The organism is Agromyces sp. PvR057, from assembly GCF_040547485.1.
Classification (GTDB): domain Bacteria; phylum Actinomycetota; class Actinomycetes; order Actinomycetales; family Microbacteriaceae; genus Agromyces.
Genome location: NZ_JBEPPT010000001.1, coordinates 198,207 through 217,719, shown reverse-complemented (window position 1 = coordinate 217,719; position 19,513 = coordinate 198,207). Strand labels below are relative to the sequence as shown.

Here is a 19,513-nt window from a genome sequence, read left to right as displayed (position 1 = left end):
TTGCCGGTGCGCGGTCGCGCCTCGTGCCGTCAGCTCGCCCGGTCGACGACCGTCTCGGCGAAGCGGATCAGCGCCTTCTTCACGGTGCCCTCTGGCAGGGGTGCCAGTGCCTCGATCGCCTCGCGCGCCCAGCGGTGCGCCTCGTCGAGGGTCGCCGTGGTCGCCTCGTGACCGCGCAGCTCGGCCACGATCGCGTCGACGGCCTCACGTGACGGCACGATGCGGGAGGCGAGCGTGTTCGTGTCGTGCGGGTCGCCGGCATCCGCGGGGTCGGCCAGCACCATCACGTCGCGCTCGATGCGCCTGAGCAGGTCGGCCGACGCGGCATCCGTCTTCGCGAGCTCTGCGAGGCGCAGCACCGGCAGCGTGACGACGCCGGCGCGCAGGTCGGTGCCCGGCACCTTGCCGGTCGTCTCGGGCTGCGGCGACAGGTCGATGACGTCGTCGATGAGCTGGAAGGCGATGCCGATCTTCTCGCCGAACTCGACGACGGGCGCCTCGTAGGCCGGGTCCGCACCCGAGAACACGAGCCCGGACTGCGCGGCGGCGGCGATGAGCGAACCGGTCTTGTCGGCGAGCACCTGGATGTAGTGCTCGATGGGGTCGTCGCCCTCGCCGGGGCCGACGGTCTCGTGCAGCTGCCCGAGCACGAGGCGCTCGAAGGTGCCGGCCTGCATGCGGATGGCGCGTTCGCCGAGCTCGGCCATGAGCTGGCTGGCGCGCGCGAAGAGCAGGTCTCCGGTGAGGATCGCGACCGAGTTGCCCCAGACGGTCTGCGCGCTCGGCACGCCGCGCCGCCGCTCGGAGTCGTCCATGACGTCGTCGTGGTACAGCGATCCGAGGTGCGTGATCTCGATCGCCTCGGCGGCCGTCACGACGTCGTCGGTGATGCCCGCGCCGAGCTGCGCGGTGAGCAGCGTCAGCATCGGGCGCACGCGCTTGCCGCCCGCGTCGAGCAGGTAGCGCGTCGAGGCATCCGCGATCGAATCGGCGAAACTGACCTCACGGACGAGACCCGCTTCGACCCGATCGATGCCTTCGTCGATCGCCTTCGCCATCGCCTTGTCGGCGGATGACGCGAACAGGCGCTCGCTCAGACCGAGGTTCGCAGCGAGCGCTGAGCCGCGTCGCGCGACCGGATGGCTCGGATTCACGTTGTCGAGTCTATCGGGGTGGACCTGTGCACCCGGTCGACGCCGGTTCCACGGCGAGCCCCCGCGTTGGACACGCGGGCGAGTGACGGATGTCGCGTCGCGGCGTCCGTCGCCGGACCGCGTTCGGGGTGCGGCGGTGGGCCCGGCCGGGTCACGAGCGCCGGACGGCTCAGGAGCGCGGCTTGCGCGCCCGGTGCAGCGCCACGATGCCGCCGGTGAGGTTGCGCCACGCGACGTCGGTGTACCCGACGCTGCGGATGAGCGCCGCGAGCTCGGGCTGCTCCGGCCAGGCCTCGATCGACTCGTTGAGGTAGTCGTAGGCGTCGTCGTTCGAGCTCGAGAGGCGCACCAGCGTCGGCATGGCGTAGCGCTGGTAGGCGTGGTAGCCGAGGCGGATGATGGGCGCCGGCGGCTGCGAGAACTCGCAGATCACGAGGCGGCCGCCGGGCTTGGTCACGCGCAGGAACTCGGCGAGCGCCTTCTCGGGCCCGTTCACGTTGCGCAGGCCGAACGAGATCGTCACGGCGTCGAACTCATCGTCGCCGAAGGGCAGGTTCGTCGCGTCGGCCTCGACGAAGACGAGGTTCGGCACGTGCTCCTGACGGGCCCGCCCGACCTCGATCATGCCGGGCGAGAAGTCGGCGGCGACGACGGATGCCCCCGACGCGGCCAGGCTCGCGCTCGACGTGCCCGTGCCCGCCGCCACGTCGAGGATGCGCTCGCCCGGCTTCGGCGCGACGGCGCGCGTGGTCGCCACGCGCCAGAGCGGCGCGTTGCCCATGGAGAGCACGGTGTTGGTGCGGTCGTAGCGGGCGGCGACCCGGTCGAACATCGCCGAAACCTGGCCGGGATCCTTGCCGAGATCTGCGCGCGTCATCCTTCGATCCTAGGCCGCGGACGCAGTACATCCGCTGGGAAGCATGCGGTGGAATGCGCGCGGGCCCGCCGGCGTTGGGTCCCTTGGGTCGCGATCCGGCCCCACCGCCCACCGAGCACGAGGAGCACGCATGCAGGCCATCTGGAACGGCACGGTCATCGCCGAGTCCGACGACACGGTCGTCGTCGAGGGCAACCACTACTTCCCCCGCGAGTCGATCGTCGACGCGCACTTCAGCTCGAGCGAGAACCGCAGCGTCTGCCACTGGAAGGGCACCGCGAGCTACTTCCACGTCGAGGTCGACGGGGCGCGCAACCCGAACGCGGCGTGGTTCTACCCGACGCCGTCCGAGGCCGCGTCCGAGATCGCCGGGCACGTCGCCTTCTGGCGCGGCGTCGAGGTCGTCGGGGGCTGAGCCGGCCGGCGGCGGCGCCTGCGGTCCTCGACCGGCATCCAGCAGCCGAGTCGTAGGCTGATCCGGTGACGAACACGGATGCCGCGCCCGAGCGCTCCCGGTCGCGCCTGGTGGTGCGCACCGAACCGGTCGACGAACTCGCGCCGCTCATCCCGCGCGCCGACCCGCGGCATCCGCTGCTCTGGATGCGCCGGGGCGAGGGAATCGTGGGCCTCGGCGAGACCCTGCGCATCGAGACGTCGGGAGTCGACCGGGTCGCCGACGCGGCCGCCGTCTGGACCGAGCTCTCGGCCGACGCCGACATCGACGACCGCGTCGGGCTTCCGGGCACCGGGCTCGTCGCCTTCGGGGCGTTCGCGTTCGCCGACGAGTCGGAGTCCACGAGCGTGCTCGTCGTGCCCGAGCTCGTGCTGGGGCGCCGCGACGGCCGCGCCTGGGTCACCCGCATCGCACTGTCGGAGCAGGCAGCGGACGACGACGGGTCCGACATCGACCACGACGGCCAGGCGGATGCCGCGGCGACCGTTTCGCTCGAGATCCCCGAGCCCGCGCCTCGCCGCCGCGTGCCGCGCGTGACCTTCGCGCCTGGCGCGGTGCCGCCCGAGCGCTACGAGTCCGCGGTCGCCGAGGCGGTGCGCCGTATCGACGCCGGCGAGTTCGCGAAGGTCGTGCTCGCGAGGGAGCTCGTGGGCGAGCTGCACGAGGAGGACGGCCTGCGTGCCACGATCAACCGGCTCGCCGAGGACTACCCCGACACGTGGGTGTTCGCGGTCGACGGGCTCATCGGCGCGAGCCCCGAGACGCTCGTGCGGGTCGACCACGGCACGGTCTCGGCACGCGTGCTCGCGGGCACGACGTCGCGCGGCGCCGGCGAGGCCTCCGACCGCGAACGCGCCGTCGCCCTGACCGAGTCCGCCAAGGACCGCGCCGAGCACGCGCTGGCCGTCGCGAGCGCGGTCAAGCGCCTCGAGCCGCACACGGCCCGCCTCGACGCGAGCCCGGAGCCGTTCACGCTGCAACTGCCGAACCTCTGGCATCTCGCCACCGACCTCAAGGGCACGCTGGGCGACGGGTCGACCGCGCTCGACCTCGTTCGCGCCGTGCACCCGACGGCGGCGGTCGCCGGCACGCCGCGCCGGGTGGCGCTCTCGGTGCTCGCCGGGCTCGAGGGCTTCGACCGCGGGCGGTACGCGGGCCCGGTCGGCTGGGTCGACGGCGACGGCGACGGCGAGTGGGCGATCGCCCTGCGGTGCGCGCAGATCGACGCCGATGGCACCGTGCGCGCCTACGCGGGCTGCGGCATCGTGCACGACTCCGTGCCCGCCGACGAACTCGCCGAGACCGACATGAAGTTCCGGCCCATCGTCGAGGCGTTCGGCGGGTAGCGACCGTGCCGGCCGGCCGCGTCAGCTCGCCGCGAGCCTCGCCTTCTGCTCCTCGACGTCGTAGTCGGCCTTCGGCCAGTCGAGGTCCATGCGCTCGAGCGCGTCGGTGAGCAGGTGCTGCACGGCCAGCCGCGCGTACCACTTGCGGTTCGCGGGAACCACGTACCACGGGGCATCCGACGTCGCGGTGTGGTCGAAGGCGGCCTGGTACGCCTGCTGGTAGTCGTTCCAGAGCAGTCGCTCGTCGATGTCGCCGGGGTTGAACTTCCAGTGCTTGTCGGGCCGGTCGAGGCGGTCCTGCAGGCGTTCGCGCTGCTCGTGGGGCGAGATGTGGAGCATGACCTTGATGACGGTCGTGCCGGTTGCGGTGAGTTCGCGCTCGAAGTCGTTGATGGCGCCGTACCGCCGCTCGATCTCGTCGGGCGCGGCGAAGGCCCGCACGCGCGCGATGAGCACGTCCTCGTAGTGCGACCGGTCGAACACGCCGATGAGGCCGGGGCCGGGCACCTCCTTGTGGATGCGCCAGAGGAAGTCGTGTGCGAGCTCCTCCTCGGTCGGCTTCTTGAAGCTCGCGAGCTGCACGCCCTGCGGGTCGACCGACCCCATCACGTGCTTCACGATGCCGCCCTTGCCCGCGGTGTCCATGGCCTGCAGCACGAGCAGGATGCGCCGCTCGTCGCCCATGCGGCTGCTCGCGAAGAGCTGCTCCTGGAGGTCGGCGAGTCGGGCGAGTCCCGAGGCGAGGGCCGCGGCGCCCGCGGCCTTGCCCCCCTCGAATCCGGGCGAGCCGCCGGGGTCGACGTCGGCGAGGCGGAACCCCGCGCCGACGCGCAGCAGGTCGATCGGGTCGGCGGTCCAGTGCGGCGCGTGGTTCATGGAACTCCCCTCGCGCGACGCGGCGCCGCGCAGGCTTCCATCCTGTCGAGCGAGCGGATGCCGCGGCAAGGCCCTGAAGCAGCGGCTCAGCGCGGCAGCGGCCCAGGGCAGCAGCGGCTCAGCGCGGCAGCGGCACCTCGAGCAGGGTCGGGCCGTCGACGGGAGCGGCGAGCGCATCGCTCAGCTCGCCGCGCGTGGTGGCGCGCGCGTAGCCCCAGCCGTAGGCCGTGGCGAGCGCCGAGAGGTCGACCGCCTGCGGCGTGAACTGCACGCGGTCGAACGCCTCGGTCTCGGCCGAGCCGGCCACCTCGAGCGCGTCGAAGATCGTGCCGCCGCCGTCGTTGCCGACGATGACCTGCAGGCGTGGACGCGCCTCGCCGACGCCGAGCAGCAGCGAGCCGACGTCGTGCAGCAGCGTGAGGTCGCCGACCACGGCGCGCGTGACGCCGCCGCTCGCGATGGCGATGCCGAGCGCGGTCGCGACGGTGCCGTCGATGCCGGCGAGTCCGCGGTTGGCGTGCACGGTGATGCGGCGTCCGGTGACGGCGCGGTCGGCGTCGCGGATGAGCCTCGACGCCCCGAACACGAGCCGATCGTGCGGCCACGTCGCCGCCCAGACGGCGTCGACGAGCATGCGCCTCGACACGGGTTCGCGCACGGCGGCGAGCTGCGCGCGCATGTACTCGCGCTGCGCCGCGTAGTCGGAGACGTGTCCGGTCTCGTCGACGCCGCTCATGAGCCCGAGGGTCTGCGGCAGCCCGGCATCGACGATCGACCGACTCGCGTGCACCCAGCGCCCGAGCCATTCGCGGGCCCCTGGCGGCAGCGGGGTCGGCTGCGGTTCGGCGCGCACCGCACGCTCGAACCGGCGGACGCGCCTGCCGGGGTTGTACCACTCGATGCCGGAGGGGGCGACGACGATCGACTCCACGTCGCGTCGCTGCACGAGCGCCGGGACCTCGCGCGACAGCGTGGGGTGTCCGAAGACCACGACGCGCTCGATGCGATCGCCGAAGCCCGGCTCGTTCAGGAGCTCGCGCGACGCGACGACGAGGTTCGGCCCGAATCGGGCACCGCTCGTGACCTCGGCGAGCAGCGGCCATCCGCCGTCGCGGGCGAACTGCTCCGCGCCGGGACCGGCACCGGCGCCGGCGACGACGACCGTGCGGGGGCCCGCCGCGATGAGCGCGCCCTTCGGCCCGCCCTCCGCACCGGGATCGACGGATGCCGAGGCGGCCGTCGCAGCGGTCGTCACCGGGTCGCCCGGGTCGGGCGTCGGTGCCTCGTCGAGGTGCACCGCCGTCGAGAGCGGCTCGGTGAGCTGCAGGTTCAGGTGCACGGGACCGGGACCCGGATGCGGCGACGGCACCCCCCGATCGTCGCGGCCGAGCGACACGGCGACCGCGACGCGCGCGAGTCGAGCGGCGGCGTCGAGTTCGGTCGGGGCACCGACGGGCGCCGGAACGTCGCGCTCGAGTCGCACCGCACCCGCGAAGATGCCCGGTTGCACGGTGGTCTGGTTCGACCGCACGCCGCGGAGTTCGACCGGCCGGTCGGCGGAGCAGATGATGAGCGGCACGCCGGAGTGGTGCGCCTCGAGCACGGCGGGGTGCAGGTTCGCGACCGCGGTGCCCGACGTGACGATGACGACCGCCGGCCGCCCGGACTCGACCGCGAGGCCGAGCGCGAGGAATCCGGCGCTCCGCTCGTCGATGCGCACGTGCAGGCGGATCGCACCGACCCGCTCGAGCTCGGCGGCGACGAGAGCCAGCGCCTGCGACCGCGACCCGGGAGCGACGACGACGTCGCGCACGCCCGCGCGCACGAACCCGGTGAGCAGCGCGAGGGCCGAGGCGGACGCGGGGCTGCGGTCGTGCGGGGTCGGGCGTGCGCCCGACGCCTCAGCCATTCGGCCGGCCGGAGGCTCCCGCCTCGCCCGTGGCGTCGGGACCGTCGTGGTGCTTCGGCTCCTGCGGCTCCTGCGGCTCGCCCTTCGGGCCGGCCTTCTTCGGGCCGCCCTTCTTGCCGTCGTCGCCGTCGAGGTCGGCGAGCTCCTGCTCGAGGCGGCGGATGCGTTCGTCCTGCTCGGCGTCGGCCCGGAGCCCGCGGAGGAAGTCGGGATCGTCGTCGGGCGCGATCGGCCCCTTGCCGCCCTGGCGATAGGCACGGCCGCGACCGATGATGAACCAGAGGATCGCGCCGATCACCGGGATGAGCACGACGATCGCGACCCACCAGCCCCGGCTCACGCCGCGGATGCGGGATCGATCGAAGAACGCGCAGTCGGCGATCGCGTAGATCCAGAAGATCACGGCGGCGATGCCGACGACGAACCAGACCCGTAACATCCCGTCAGTCTAGGCGTGTGCGCGGCGATCCGGCTGGGAGTGCGCACAGGCTGCCCGACCTACACTTGGATGGTGAAGTCCGTGCCCGTCTGGATCTGGTACACCGCCCTGCGCATCCTGCTGTTCGCGGTGCCCCTCATCGTGCTGCTCATCGCCGGGGTTCCCGGCTGGATCGCCGCCCTGGTGGCCGCGCTGTTCGGGCTGAGCGCGTCGCTGATCTTCCTGCGACGCCCTCGCGAGTCGATGTCCGGCGACCTGTACGCCGCACGGCACCGCGAGACCCCGCTCGTGCACGACGACGACGCCGAAGAGGATGCCGCGATCGACGCCGCGCCCGTGCGGCCGTCGGCACGCGCACCGCACGACGGCCCGACCGCCGAGACCGCGCGCGACTGAGCGCGGGCCGCCCGCGGCATCCGCTGCCGTCGCCTCGACGGCTGACCGCGTCGACGACGCAGCCATCGGCGCATCAGCCCATCGGCGCCTCAGCCCATCGGCGCCTCAGAGCGCGATCGCGAGCCCCAGGCCGATGCCGTAGGCGAGCGCCGTGAAGCTCGCGAGCTGCAGCGCCAGGATGAGCTCGCGCGGCGTCCTGGCGGTGATCACGATGAGGCACGCCGGCAGGGCGAGCAGCAGCGCGAAGAACACGAGCACCGCCGTCGGGTAGAACAGCGCGAGCGCGCCGACGATGGCGAACGGCACGAGCATGAACACGACGAAGAGGATCCGTCCGGCGATCGGCCCGACGAGCACCGCGAGGGTGCGCTTGCCGGCGAGACGGTCCTGATCGACGTCGCGCAGGTTGTTCGCCATGAGCACCGCGCACGCGAGCAGGCCGACGCCGACGCCGCCGAGCCAGGCCTCGAGGTTGACGGTGAGCGCCTGCACGTAGGCGGAGCCGGCGGTCGCGACGAGGCCGAAGAACACGAAGACGAACACCTCGCCGAGGCCCGCGTAGCCGTAGGGGCGCTTGCCGCCGGTGTAGAACCAGGCCGCGACGATCGCGACCGCGCCGACCGCGATCAGCCACCACTGCTGCGTGATCACGGTGAGGGCGAGGCCCGCGAGCGCGGCGACGCCGAAGAAGCCGAGCGCGACGGCGAGCACGACCTTCGGCTTCACGAGGCCGGAGGCGGTGAGCCGTGCGGGCCCGACCCGGTGGTCGTCGGTGCCGCGGATGCCGTCGGAGTAGTCGTTGGCGTAGTTCACGCCGATCTGCAGCGCGAGCGCGACGATGAGCGCGAGCGCGAAGCGGGTCGGATGCCACGCGCCGTCGGCGATGGCCACCACGCCGGCTCCCGTGCCGAGCGCGACCGGCGCGATGGCGAGCGGAAGCGTGCGCAGCCGCGCACCCGCGATCCAGTCGCCTGGCGTCAGGCGCGTGCGGGCGGCGCGTGCCGGGCCGGCCTTCGCGGCCTCGGCGGCCTTCGCGGGGTTGCCGGAGCGGGAGACGGCGGTCGGGCGCCGCTTGGGGTCGGCCTGGTTCATGCGCTGGGGTTTCGGGCGTGCCACACGATCATGGTAGTTCGCCGTTCCTATGACCCCGCTTCGCGTGCGAGGAGGGCGGCGAGCGCACGGCGGTCGGGCTTGCCCGAGGCGAGCTGCGGCATCCGTTCGAGCACGAGGAGGCGCACCGGGCGCGCGGCGGGCGGCAGGCCGGCGGCATCGGTGGCGGCGGCCAGGGTCTCGAGGGCGCGCGTCTCGGGCGTGCGGGCCTCGAGGGCGACGGATGCCGCGGCATCCGCTCGCTCGACGACGACCGCCGGGCGCTCGCCCCACTCGGCGTCGGCCGCGGGCAGCACGACGGCGGCCGCGAACCCGGCGACGGCGCGCACGGCGCGCTCGACCTCGCCGAGCGCGACCTTGACGCCGCCCGAGATGATGACGTCGTCGGCGCGGCCGGTGATGCGCAGGCGTTCGAGCGGGTGGTGATCGGGGTTCTCGTCGGGCACGAGCTCGCCGAGGTCGCCCGTGCGGTACCAGCGCATGCCGTCGACATCCGTCGTGAACGCCCTGGCGGTGCGTTCGGGATCATCCAGGTAGCCGCTCGCGAGCATCGGACCGCTGAGCTGCACCTCGCCGTCGACCACGCGCACGTCGACGCGGGGCAGCGGCCGCCCGTCGTAGACGCAGCCGCCGGCGGTCTCACTCGACCCGTAGGTGCGATGCACGTGCGCGCCGAGCGCTCGGGCCCGCTCCACGAGTCCTGCGGGAGCGGCCTGACCGCCGAGGAGGATGCGGTCGAACGACCCGAGCGCGGTGCCGACCGACCGATCGTGCTCGGCGGCCTCGACGAGGCGCGCGAGCTGCACCGGCACGAGCGAGGTGAACCACGGATGGTCGGGGTCGAGCGTGCGCGCGGCCTCGACGAACGCGGCGGGCGTGAAGCCGCCCTGCGGCAGCACGACCGGCGTGGTGCCCGCGAGGATCGAGCGCACGAGCACCTGGGCTCCCGCGATGTAGGTGGCCGGCAGGGCGAGCAGCCACTGTCCGCGCTGCCCGCCGAACCACTGCTCGGTCGCGTGGGCGCTCGCCCTCAGGGCGTGCCCCGAGAGCATGACGCGCTTCGGGGCGTCCGTCGACCCGCTCGTCTCGACGACGAGGGCGACGTCGGGGGGCACGTGCGCGGCGATGAGGTCGTCGCGGGACGGCTCGGCATCGCCGGGCACGGGGAGCACGGCGAGCGCGGCCTCGTCGAAGAGCACGGCCTCGCGCAACTGGGCGACCAACGCAGCGGTGTCGCCGGCCGCGACCCTGATGAGGGGTTTCGGGGCCGTCACCGTAACCTGCTCGACCGGTTTGCGGTAACCGGCATCAGTAGTGCCAGGGGTACGGGCCCCAGTCGGGGTCGCGCTTCTCGAGGAACGAGTCCCTGCCCTCGACGGCCTCGTCGGTGCCGTAGGCCAGGCGCGTCGCCTCGCCGGCGAACACCTGCTGGCCGACCATGCCGTCGTCGACCGCGTTGAACGCGAACTTCAGCATGCGGATCGCCGTCGGCGACTTCGTGAGGATCGTGCGGGCCATCGCGATCGCCTCGCGCTCGAGCTCGGCATGCGGCACGACCCGGTTCACGGCGCCCATCTCGTGGGCGCGGTCGGCCGAGTACTCCTCGGCCAGGAAGAACACCTCGCGGGCGAACTTCTGCCCGATCTGGCGGGCGAAGTAGGCGCTGCCGTAGCCGGCGTCGAAGCTGCCGACATCCGCATCGGTCTGCTTGAACCGCCCGTGCTCGCGGCTCGCGATCGTGAGGTCGCAGACCACGTGCAGCGAGTGGCCGCCGCCCGCCGCCCAGCCGGGCACGACCGCGATGACGACCTTCGGCATGAAGCGGATGAGCCGTTGCACCTCGAGGATGTGCAGGCGCCCGGTGCTCGCGGCGGCGCCCGGATCGCGCACGACCTCGGACTCGTCGGCGGAGTACTGGTAGCCGTCGCGACCGCGGATGCGCTGGTCGCCGCCCGAGCAGAACGCCCAGCCGCCGTCCTTCGCGCTCGGGCCGTTGCCCGTCAGCAGCACGACGCCGATGCGCGGGTTCGTGCGCGCATCCTCGAGCGCGCGGTACAGCTCGTCGACCGTGTGCGGCCGGAACGCGTTGCGCACCTCCGGCCGGTCGAACGCGATGCGGGCGATGCGCCCGTCGGTCGAGTGGTGGTAGGTGATGTCGGAGAGCCCCGCGTCACCGGCGACGGCGGATGCCGCGTCGACCCACTCGCTCGCATCGAACAGTTCGGAAACGCTCACCTCTCCAGCCTAACGACCCGCCGCCGTACGCACGGTGACACAGATCCGCGACCGGCTCGCACGCCCTCTACCCTTGGAACGTGACCACGACTTCGCGCGCCCTCGCCGCCACCGCCGCCCTCCTGCTGACGCTGACGCTCGCCGCGTGCGCACCCTCCGACGGGGCGCCGACCGAGTCGCCCACGGAATCCGCCTCGGCGTCCACCGAAGCCGGCGCCGACGGCGACGGCGACGCGTGCGCCGGCGTCGAGGTCGTCGTCGAGCTCTCCGCCGCGATCGAGCTCGACGAGTCGCCCGCGGGCGTCACCTGCATCGAGGCCGACGCCCCGATCGCCGCGAGCGACGCCGTCGCCGAGGCCGGCCTCACGACCGAGGGCACCGAGGAGTACGGCGACCAGGTCGTGTGCCGGGTCGACGGCGTGCCCGCCGAGGACTTCGCGATCACGGCACCCGACGGCACCGACTACTTCGAGACGTGCGCCTCGATGCCCGCCGCCTTCGCGTACTGGTCGCTCTGGACCCAGCCGGTCGACGGCGAGTGGGGCTACGCGCAGGAGGGCCTCGCCACCCTCCAGGTCCAGCCTGGCGAACGCCTCGCGCTGCTCTTCACGGTGAACGACGAGCCCGCCGCCCCGAGCGCATGACCTCCGCGTCAGGCCAGACGCGGTGACCCTGCGGCCCGCTCCCCTTCGCACCGCGGCGCTCATCGCCGCCGGGTTCATCGGGGTCCGGGTCGTGTACCGGGTGCTCTTCCACGGCGCCGACGGATCGGGCCCGGTCGTGCTGCCGCTGCCCGAGATCCCGCTTCCGCGACCGTTCTCCCACGTCGTGCTGCTCGGCCCGGCGACCCTCGACGGGCTCGCGGATGCCGCGCTCAGCGCGGTCCCGATCGCGCTCGCGATCCTCGCGTTCGGCGTGCTGAACGCGGTGCTCGACGTTCCGAGGCTCCTCGCGCGGGGCGCGCGGCGCGGACCGCTGCGCGGGGTCGCCCGCACGCTCGCGGTCGCCTGGGCCGGGTTGCCCGCGCTCGCCGACGCCGTGCGCCGAGTGCGGTTCGCGCAGCGCCTGCGAGGAGAGCGCGGCGGACCACGGCTGCTCGCACCAGTGCTCGAGCGCACGCTCGAGCGGGCGACCGCGGTGGCCGCGGCACTCGAGCTGCGCGGCCTCGCGGGGCATCCGGTCGACGGCGTCTGCGAGCGCCCGGTCGAGGCCCGCGACCTGGCCATCGCGCACCGTGATGACGCCTCCGCGGCCGTCGTGGTTCCCGCCCTCGACCTCGCCCCCGGCACCCTCACGCTCGTCACGGGAGCGACCGGCAGCGGCAAGTCGACCCTGCTCCGTGCGATCGCGGGCCTGCACGGGCACCTCGACGGCGGCACCGTGCACGGCGAGCTGTTCGTGGTCGGCCACGAGCGTGGGCTCACGCCCCCGCGCGACACGGCCCGCACCGTCGGAGTCGTGCTGCAGCATCCACGCGAGGGCTTCGCCACCGAGCAGGTCGACGACGAGATCGGCCTCGCGCTCGAGCTGCGCGGCGTCGACCCGGTCATCGTCAGGGCGCGGGTCGACGAGATCGCGGCGCGCATCGGCATCCGTGCCCTGCTGGGGCGCGAGCTGCGCGGGCTCTCGGCCGGCGAGGCGACCCTCGTGGCGATCGCGGCGGCCATCGCCGAGCACCCCATCCTGCTGCTCGTCGACGAGCCGCTCGCCGACCTCGACACGGCGATGCGCGGGCGCATCGTCGCGCTGCTCGCCGCGCTCGCGCACGACGCCGGCATCTGCGTCGTCGTGGCCGAGCACCGCCAGGCCGAGTTCGCGGGCGTCGCCGACCGGCGCATCGCGGTGTCGGGCGGGTGCGCCCGGGAACTCGTGGGCGAAGCGGGCGCGACGGACGCGACTGCGGATGCCGGCGCGGTCGGGGCGACGGACGTCCCGGCAGGGACTCCGACCGCGACGGATGCCGCGGGCGTGCCGCCGTCGACCGCGGCACCGGACGGCGGCGGGGCGCCCGACCACGCGATGGCCTCAGCGCCCGGCCTCGAGCCTCGCACGCCGGGTATTCCCGGCGACCTCGTGCTGCGTGCCCGCGAGCTCTCGGTGCGACACGGCGCGAACCTCGCGGTCGACGCCGCGAGCCTCGAGCTCCGGGCCGGCGAGATCGTCGCGCTCACCGGGCCGAACGGCGCAGGCAAGTCGAGCCTGCTCGTCGCGCTGGCCATGGGCCACGAGGGCGTGACGACGATTCGCGCGGCCACGATGCCGCCGGAGCCGCGGCAACAGGTCGTCGCGCTGCAGAACGGCGTCACGAGGCGAGGCCTGCGGCGACGGCTGCAGAACGGCGACATCGCGCTCGTGCCCGATGCCTCGGACGACCTGTTCGCCGCGACGACCGTGGCGGCCGAGTGCGCGCGGACCGACCGCAGGGCGCGGCTCCCCCACGGCACGACGAGCAGCCGGCTGGCCGCGTTCCTCGGGCGCGACGCCGACTCGCCCGCATTCGCGGCACGCCTCGCGCGGCACCCGCGCGACCTCTCCGTCGGCGAGCGCCGCTGCCTCGCGATCGCCGTCCAGTCGGCGGACTCCCCCGCCGTCCTCCTCGTCGACGAACCGACCAGGGGGCTCGACGCCGACGCGCGCTCCCTCGTCGCCACCGCCCTGTGCCGGGCCGCCGACGGCAGTGCCGCGGTGCTCGTCGCCACGCACGACGCCGACTTCGTCGCCGCGCTCGCGGATCGCGTGCTGCCGATGTCGGGCGGGCGGCTCGGCGCGGCGGAGCCGGGCGTGCTGGGCGACGTCGCCTCCTCGACTCCCGCGACCGGTACCGCGCCCGCCGCGGCATCCGCCGCCCGGATTGCGACGCCGGCGCCGTCGGCATCCGCCCCTGCGCCGACGCCGGAGCCCGTCCGGCCCGCCCCGGGAGGGACACGCACGGCGGCCGCCCCCGCGCCGAAGCGCCCGGCACGCGGCATCCGCTCGGCCGTCATCGCCCTGGCCGTCGCGAACCTCGTCGCGCTCGCGGCCTTCACGTGGCCGCTCGTCGCGGCCGCCCTGCCGTCGCAGGCCGCCGCCGCCGCGCCCGTCGCGGCGCTCGCACTCGCCCCGCTGGCCGCCGTCGTCGTGCTCGCGGCCCTCGACGGATCCGTCCGCAGCGCGCATACGCTCGCCCTGCTCGGCACGCTCGCCGCGATCGGCGCCGCGGTGCGCATCGTCGGCACCGGCGTCGGCGGCGTCGAGGCCGTGTTCATCCTCCTGATCCTCGCGGGGCGCGCGTTCGGGCCGCGATTCGGACTGCTGCTCGGCCTGCTCACGATCGCGCTCTCGACGATCGTCACCGGTACGTTCGGGCCGTGGACCCCGTTCCAGATGTTCGCGTGCGCGTGGGTCGGCGCCGGTGCGGGGCTGCTTCCCCGACGGCTCCCGGGTCGACGCGGTGGGCGGATGCCGCGGCGCGCCGAGATCGCCATGCTCGCCGTCTACGGCGTGCTCGCGTCGTACGCCTTCGGCCTCATCATGAACCTGTGGTTCTGGCCGTTCGCGGTCGGCACCGGGTCGGGCATCTCCTACGAGCCCGGAGCGCCGCTCGGCGAGAACCTCTCGAGCTTCCTGCTGTACTCGCTCGTGACCTCGACGATCACCTGGGACACCCTGCGGGCGGTCACGACCGTGATCGGCCTCGTCGTGATCGGCTCGGCCGTGCTCGCCGCGTTGCGGCGCGCCAAGCCCGTCGGGCCCGGCGCATCGGGCAAGGCGGGTCCGTCGGCGCATGCCGGCGAGGCTTCGACGAGCCGCCTCGTCAGCTCGTCGACCGGGCGCTGACGGCGCCCAGATCTTCGGGTCCGGCCGGCGCGTCTTCGGGTCCGCCATCCACGTCGGCGGTTCCGGCGTCCACGTCGCCGGATTCCGCGACCGCATCTGAACGACCGCGTTCGCCACGGGTCTTCAGCAGGCTCGCTGCCGTCGCGACCGCGATGGTGGCGCCGATGAACAGCAGCGAGAACCAGATCGGGATCTCGGGAGCCCACAGCATCGGCTCGCCGCCGTTGACGAACGGCAGCTCGTTGACGTGCATGGCGTGCAGCACGAGCTTCACGCCGATGAACGCGAGGATGACGGCGAGGCCCTGCGCGAGGTACACGAGGCGCGCGAGCAGCCCGCCGATGAGGAAGTAGAGCTGTCGCAGGCCCATGAGGGCGAACGCGTTCGCGGTGAAGACGAGGTACGCCTCCTCGGTCAGCCCGTAGATCGCCGGGATCGAGTCGACGGCGAAGACCAGGTCGACGAAGCCGATCGCGATGATCGTCAGCATCATCGGCGTGACGAACCGGCGGCCGCCCTTGCGAACCGTCAGGCGATCCTCGGCGTACTCGTCGCTGACGGGCAGGATGCGGCGTACGAGGCGCATGAACCGCCCCTGCGACGGGTCGCTCTCGTGGCCGCTGAAGGCCTGGCGGTACGCGAGCACGAGCAGCAGGGCGCCGAAGAGGTAGAAGACCCACGAGAAGTTCTCGATCAGGGTCGCGCCGACCGCGATGAAGGCGCCGCGCAGGATCAGCGCGATCGCGATGCCGATCATCAGCACCTTCTGCTGGGAGATCTTCGGCACCGCGAAGCCGGTCATCACGATGAGGAACACGAAGAGGTTGTCGATCGACAGTGCCTTCTCGGTGAGGTAGCCGGCGAAGTACTCGCCGCCGTAGGTCCAGCCCGAGACCACTCCGACCCCGACGCCGAACAGCACGGCGAGGCCGATGTAGAACGCCGACCAGCGAGCCGACTCGCCGACGGACGGCTCGTGCGGCTTGCGCACGTGCGCGAAGAACTCGTAGACGAAGAAGGCGATCGTGACGGCGATCGTGACGATCCACACGAGTGGGGAGATGCTCAACGGGTGCTCCAGACCTCGGCGTCGCTGATGGACGTCAAGGTCTTCTCCATCCTCGTGAACGAGGACCGGTGGCCCGGGATGCGCCCTGCATCCGTAATGACGAGCCGACCGTGTCGGAGTACTCCCCTTGGACTTGCGAGCCTACGGGCGGCGGCCGATTCCTTCCTGAGAAGACGCCGGGTTCACCGAGATCGTCGAGACCGGGTCCGCCGACCGACCGTCCTCAGACCGAGAAGTACTTCGCCTCGGGGTGGTGGAACACGAACGCGTCCGTCGACTGCTCGGGATGCAGCTGCAGCTCCTCGCTGAGCTCGACGCCCATGCGCTCGGGCTTCAGCAGCTCGACGACCTTGCGGCGGTCCTCCATGTCGGGACAGGCCGGGTAGCCGAGCGAGAACCGCGCACCGCGGTACTCGAGCTTGAAGAGGCCGGCGGTGTCGGTCGGGTCTTCCGCTGAGAACCCGAGCTCGGAGCGGATGCGGGCGTGCCAGTACTCGGCGAGCGACTCGGTGAGCTGCATGACGAGCCCGTTGAGCTCGTAGTAGTCGCGGTAGCGGTTCTCGGCGAAGAGCTTCGCGGTGACCTGGTCGATGTGCGCACCCGCGGTCACGAGCTGCACGGGCAGCACGTCGACCTGGCCCGACTCCCTCGAGCGCACGAAGTCCGAGAGGCACAGGTGACGGTCGCGGCGCTGCCGCGGGAAGTGGAAGCGCAGCCGCTCCTCCCCAGGCGCGCCGCCCGAGCCGCCGTCGGGCGCGAGGAGGCCGGCCGGCCCGAGTGCGCCCGTGGGGTCGTCGCCGTGGTGCAGCACGATGAGGTCGTCGCCCTCGCTCACGACGGGGAAGTAGCCGTAGGCGACCGACGCGTCGAGCATGCCCTCGCCGAGGATGCGGTCGAGCCAGTACCGCAGGCGCGGGCGCCCCTCGGTCTCGACGAGCTGCTCGTAGGAGAGGCCGTCTTCACCTCGCCCGGGCTTCAGGCCCCACTGCCCCATGAACGTCGCCCGCTCGTCGAGGAACGCGGCGTAGTCGGCGAGCGCGATGCCCTTCACGATCCGCGTGCCCCAGAACGGCGGCGCCGGGATCGGGTTGTCGGATGCGACATCCGACCGCCCCGGCATGGCCTCGGGTTCGGTGAGCGTGAGCTTCGACCCCGCACTGTGGATGCGCTTCTTCAGCGCCGGGAGCCCGACCTGCGCCGGGTCGGCGCCGCGCGCGACCTTCACGAGCGGCTCCATGAGCGTGAGTCCCTCGAACGCGTCGCGGGCATAGCGGACCTCGCCGTCGAAGAGGCTCGCGAGGTCGTCCTCGACGTAGGCGCGCGTGAGGGCGGCGCCGCCGAGGATGATCGGCCACTTCTTCGCGAGTCCCCGCGACTGCAGCTCCTGCAGGTTCTCCTTCATCACGACGGTCGACTTCACGAGCAGGCCCGACATGCCGATGACATCGGCGTCGTGCTCCTCTGCCGCCGCGATGATGTCGGCGATCGGCTGCTTGATGCCGAGGTTGATCACCTCGTAGCCGTTGTTCGTGAGGATGATGTCGACGAGGTTCTTGCCGATGTCGTGCACGTCGCCGCGCACGGTGGCGATGACCATCTTGCCCTTGCCGCCGGACGAGGCCTTCTCCATGTGGGGTTCGAGCAGGGCGACCGCGGCCTTCATGGTCTCGGCGGACTGCAGCACGAACGGCAGCTGCATCTCGCCGGAGCCGAAGCGCTCGCCGACGACCTTCATGCCCTCGAGCAGGTGGTCGTTGATGATCTGGAGCGCGCTCAGGCCGCCCTCGCGGGCGAGGTCGAGGTCGGCCTCGAGGCCCTTCGACGCGCCGTCGATGATGCGGCGCTCGAGGCGCTCGCCCACGGGCAGCGCGGCGAGCTCGGCCGCCCGCTGGTCGCGCAGGGCGGCGGTGTCGACGCCCGCGAAGAGGTCGAGCATGCTCGAGAGCGGGTCGTAGGTCGTCGCACCGTCGGCGTCGTACTCGCGGCGGTCCCACACGAGGTCGAGCGCGACCTTGCGCTGCTCCTCGGAGAGCGAGGCGAGCGGCACGATCTTCGCGGCGTCGATGATGCCGGAGTCGAGTCCGGCCTCGACGGCCTCGTGCAGGAACACCGAGTTCAGCACGCTGCGCGCGGCCGGGTTGAGGCCGAACGACACGTTCGAGACGCCGAGCGTCGTGTGGATGCCCGGGTACTTCTCGTTGAGGCGGCGGATCGCCTCGATCGTCTCGATCGCGTCGCGGCGGGTCTCCTCCTGCCCGGTCGCGATCGGGAACGTGAGGCAGTCGACGATGAGGTCCTCGACGCGCATGCCCCACTCGTCGACGAGCGCGTCGACGAGACGCGAGGCGATGCGCATCTTGTCGTCGGCGGTGCGGGCCTGGCCCTGCTCGTCGATCGTGAGCGCGATCACGGCCGTGCCGTGCTCCTTCACGAGCGGCATGATGCGCCCGAACCGGCTCGTCGCGCCGTCGCCGTCTTCATAGTTGACCGAGTTCACGACGGGTCGGCCGCCGATGAGCTCGAGTCCGGCGGCGATCACGGCGGGCTCGGTCGAGTCGATCACGAGCGGCAGCGTCGAGGCGCTCGCGAAGCGCGACACGACCTCGCGGATGTCGTCGACGCCGTCGCGGCCCACGTAGTCGACGCACACGTCGAGCAGGTGCGCGCCGACGCGGATCTGGTTGCGCGCGATCTCGACGCACTCGTCCCACTCGCCGGCGAGCATCGCCTCGCGGAACGCCTTCGACCCGTTCGCATTCGTGCGCTCGCCGATCGCGAGGTACGACGCGTCCTGGTGGAGCGGCACGTGCTGGTAGAGGCTCGCGACGCCCGCCTCGGGCTTCGGGTCGCGAGCGGATGCCGCGGCATCCGCCCCTGCGGTGAGCGAGGCGCGCAGCGGCCGCAGTCGGTCGACCACGGCCTGCATGTGCTCGGGCGTCGTGCCGCAGCATCCGCCGATCAGGCCGAGGCCGAACTCGCGCACGAACTGCTCGTGCGCGGTCGCGAGCTCTGCGGGCTCGAGCGGGTAGTGCGCGCCGTTCGCCCCGAGCACGGGCAGCCCGGCGTTCGGCATGCACGCCACGGGCACGCGCGAGTGCTTGGAGAGGTGCCGCAGGTGCTCGCTCATCTCGGCGGGGCCGGTGGCGCAGTTGAGGCCGATCGCGTCGACGCCGAGCGGCTCGAGGGCCGTCAGCGCGGCGCCGATCTCGCTGCCCATGAGCATGGTGCCGGTGGTCTCGACCGTGACCTCGACGAAGATCGGCAGGCGGATGCCGCGGCTCACGATGGCCTGCTTGCAGCCGTTGACGGCGGCCTTGGTCTGCAGGAGGTCCTGCGAGGTCTCGATGAGGAACGCGTCGGCGCCCCCGTCGATGAGTCCCTCCGCCTGCAGCGCGAAGGTCTGCTTGAGGTGGTCGTACGTGGTGTGCCCGAGGCTCGGCAGCTTCGTGCCCGGCCCCATCGACCCGAGCACCCAGCGCACGCGGCCGTCGGCGGCCTCGGCGGCCTCGACGCGCTCGCGCGCGATGCGGGCGCCGGCCTCGGCGAGCTCGTGGATTCGGTCGTCGATGCCGTAGTCCGACAGGTTCGACCAGTTCGCGCCGAACGTGTTCGTCTCGATCGCGTCGATGCCGACGGCGAGGTACTCGTCGTGGATGTCGGCGATCATGTCGGGACGACTGACGTTGAGGATCTCGTTGCAGCCCTCGAGCTGGCGGTAGTCGTCGAGCGTCGGCTCGTGCCGTTGCAACATGGTGCCCATCGCGCCGTCGGCGATGACCACGTTCACCCGCACCGCGTCGAGCAGCGCCTGGGATCGCGACGGGCGCGCGAC

General features: G+C 72.8%; 15 protein-coding genes. 5 read left to right on the top strand and 10 right to left on the bottom strand.

The features are described from left to right. Nucleotides 1–29 precede the first annotated feature (29 nt). Together ABIC29_RS00985 and ABIC29_RS00980 are read right to left on the bottom strand one after the other, a co-directional pair. Nucleotides 30–1,154, bottom strand: coding sequence for a polyprenyl synthetase family protein (locus ABIC29_RS00985; protein WP_116080450.1), 1,125 nt, complete (start codon nt 1,152–1,154; stop codon nt 30–32). Between the two features lie 169 nt (nt 1,155–1,323). Further along, a complete protein-coding gene (locus ABIC29_RS00980; RefSeq protein WP_116080449.1) occupies nt 1,324–2,031 on the bottom strand; it encodes a class I SAM-dependent methyltransferase in 708 nt (235 codons plus the stop codon). Between the two features lie 130 nt (nt 2,032–2,161). Between ABIC29_RS00980 and ABIC29_RS00975 the strand changes: the two genes are divergently transcribed. Next, entirely contained in the window at nt 2,162–2,446 is a 285-nt protein-coding gene (locus ABIC29_RS00975; protein WP_354241938.1) for a DUF427 domain-containing protein, read from the top strand. A 65-nt stretch (nt 2,447–2,511) separates the two neighbouring features. Further along, nucleotides 2,512–3,831: an isochorismate synthase gene (locus tag ABIC29_RS00970; RefSeq protein WP_354241935.1), complete on the top strand. Its 1,320-nt coding sequence runs from the start codon at nt 2,512–2,514 to the stop codon at nt 3,829–3,831. Between the two features lie 21 nt (nt 3,832–3,852). Here ABIC29_RS00970 and ABIC29_RS00965 read toward each other — a convergent pair whose 3' ends face one another. The 3 genes from ABIC29_RS00965 to ABIC29_RS00955 all read right to left on the bottom strand — a co-directional run bounded on the left by ABIC29_RS00965 (nt 3,853) and on the right by ABIC29_RS00955 (nt 7,055). Then, the gene (locus tag ABIC29_RS00965; protein WP_116080447.1) at nt 3,853–4,707 is read right to left on the bottom strand and encodes a PPK2 family polyphosphate kinase; all 855 of its coding nucleotides are present in this window, start codon (nt 4,705–4,707) and stop codon (nt 3,853–3,855) included. A gap of 118 nt (nt 4,708–4,825) precedes the next feature. Continuing rightward, the gene (gene menD, locus ABIC29_RS00960; RefSeq protein WP_116080446.1) at nt 4,826–6,616 is read right to left on the bottom strand and encodes a 2-succinyl-5-enolpyruvyl-6-hydroxy-3-cyclohexene-1-carboxylic-acid synthase; all 1,791 of its coding nucleotides are present in this window, start codon (nt 6,614–6,616) and stop codon (nt 4,826–4,828) included. Continuing rightward, nucleotides 6,609–7,055 (bottom strand): PLD nuclease N-terminal domain-containing protein, encoded by a 447-nt coding sequence (locus tag ABIC29_RS00955; RefSeq protein WP_116080445.1) that lies wholly within the window; start codon nt 7,053–7,055, stop codon nt 6,609–6,611. The genes menD and ABIC29_RS00955 overlap by 8 nt, the downstream gene beginning before the upstream one ends. 72 nt (nt 7,056–7,127) lie before the next feature. Between ABIC29_RS00955 and ABIC29_RS00950 the strand changes: the two genes are divergently transcribed. After that, a complete protein-coding gene (locus ABIC29_RS00950; protein WP_158551731.1) occupies nt 7,128–7,451 on the top strand; it encodes a DUF4229 domain-containing protein in 324 nt (107 codons plus the stop codon). A 105-nt stretch (nt 7,452–7,556) separates the two neighbouring features. Here ABIC29_RS00950 and ABIC29_RS00945 read toward each other — a convergent pair whose 3' ends face one another. From ABIC29_RS00945 to ABIC29_RS00935, 3 genes are read right to left on the bottom strand one after another with little or no spacing between them, the layout of a single operon-like run. After that, a complete protein-coding gene (locus ABIC29_RS00945) occupies nt 7,557–8,543 on the bottom strand; it encodes a 1,4-dihydroxy-2-naphthoate polyprenyltransferase (RefSeq protein ID WP_116080443.1) in 987 nt (328 codons plus the stop codon). Between the two features lie 47 nt (nt 8,544–8,590). Next, a complete protein-coding gene (locus tag ABIC29_RS00940; protein ID WP_199471225.1) occupies nt 8,591–9,835 on the bottom strand; it encodes an AMP-binding protein in 1,245 nt (414 codons plus the stop codon). A 34-nt stretch (nt 9,836–9,869) separates the two neighbouring features. Then, nucleotides 9,870–10,796: a 1,4-dihydroxy-2-naphthoyl-CoA synthase gene (locus ABIC29_RS00935; protein ID WP_116080442.1), complete on the bottom strand. Its 927-nt coding sequence runs from the start codon at nt 10,794–10,796 to the stop codon at nt 9,870–9,872. A gap of 80 nt (nt 10,797–10,876) precedes the next feature. On the opposite strand from ABIC29_RS00935, the gene ABIC29_RS00930 reads away from it, so the two are divergent. Together ABIC29_RS00930 and ABIC29_RS00925 are read left to right on the top strand one after the other, a co-directional pair. After that, nucleotides 10,877–11,440, top strand: coding sequence for a hypothetical protein (locus tag ABIC29_RS00930; RefSeq protein ID WP_116080441.1), 564 nt, complete (start codon nt 10,877–10,879; stop codon nt 11,438–11,440). A gap of 22 nt (nt 11,441–11,462) precedes the next feature. After that, on the top strand, nt 11,463–14,612 hold the full coding sequence (locus ABIC29_RS00925) for an ATP-binding cassette domain-containing protein (protein WP_354241924.1): 3,150 nt from the start codon (nt 11,463–11,465) through the stop codon (nt 14,610–14,612). On the opposite strand, the gene ABIC29_RS00920 is transcribed toward ABIC29_RS00925, so the two are convergent. Then, nucleotides 14,590–15,681: a TerC family protein gene (locus ABIC29_RS00920; protein ID WP_354241921.1), complete on the bottom strand. Its 1,092-nt coding sequence runs from the start codon at nt 15,679–15,681 to the stop codon at nt 14,590–14,592. The genes ABIC29_RS00925 and ABIC29_RS00920 overlap by 23 nt on opposite strands. A 223-nt stretch (nt 15,682–15,904) precedes the next feature. Continuing rightward, nucleotides 15,905–19,441 carry a methionine synthase gene (gene metH, locus ABIC29_RS00915; RefSeq protein WP_502915458.1) on the bottom strand — a complete coding sequence of 1,179 codons (3,537 nt, stop codon included), beginning with the start codon at nt 19,439–19,441 and terminating at the stop codon, nt 15,905–15,907. Nucleotides 19,442–19,513 lie beyond the last annotated feature (72 nt).

What these genes read in the sequence shown, in the direction of transcription:
- ABIC29_RS00975 (WP_354241938.1), top strand. Translation starts at nt 2,162, where the DNA reads ATGCAGGCCATCTGGAACGGCACGGTCATCGCCGAGTCCGACGACACG.
- ABIC29_RS00980 (WP_116080449.1), bottom strand. Translation starts at nt 2,031, where the DNA reads ATGACGCGCGCAGATCTCGGCAAGGATCCCGGCCAGGTTTCGGCGATG.
- ABIC29_RS00965 (WP_116080447.1), bottom strand. Translation starts at nt 4,707, where the DNA reads ATGAACCACGCGCCGCACTGGACCGCCGACCCGATCGACCTGCTGCGC.
- ABIC29_RS00955 (WP_116080445.1), bottom strand. Translation starts at nt 7,055, where the DNA reads ATGTTACGGGTCTGGTTCGTCGTCGGCATCGCCGCCGTGATCTTCTGG.
- ABIC29_RS00945 (WP_116080443.1), bottom strand. Translation starts at nt 8,543, where the DNA reads ATGAACCAGGCCGACCCCAAGCGGCGCCCGACCGCCGTCTCCCGCTCC.
- menD (WP_116080446.1), bottom strand. Translation starts at nt 6,616, where the DNA reads ATGGCTGAGGCGTCGGGCGCACGCCCGACCCCGCACGACCGCAGCCCC.
- metH (WP_502915458.1), bottom strand. Translation starts at nt 19,441, where the DNA reads ATGGGCACCATGTTGCAACGGCACGAGCCGACGCTCGACGACTACCGC.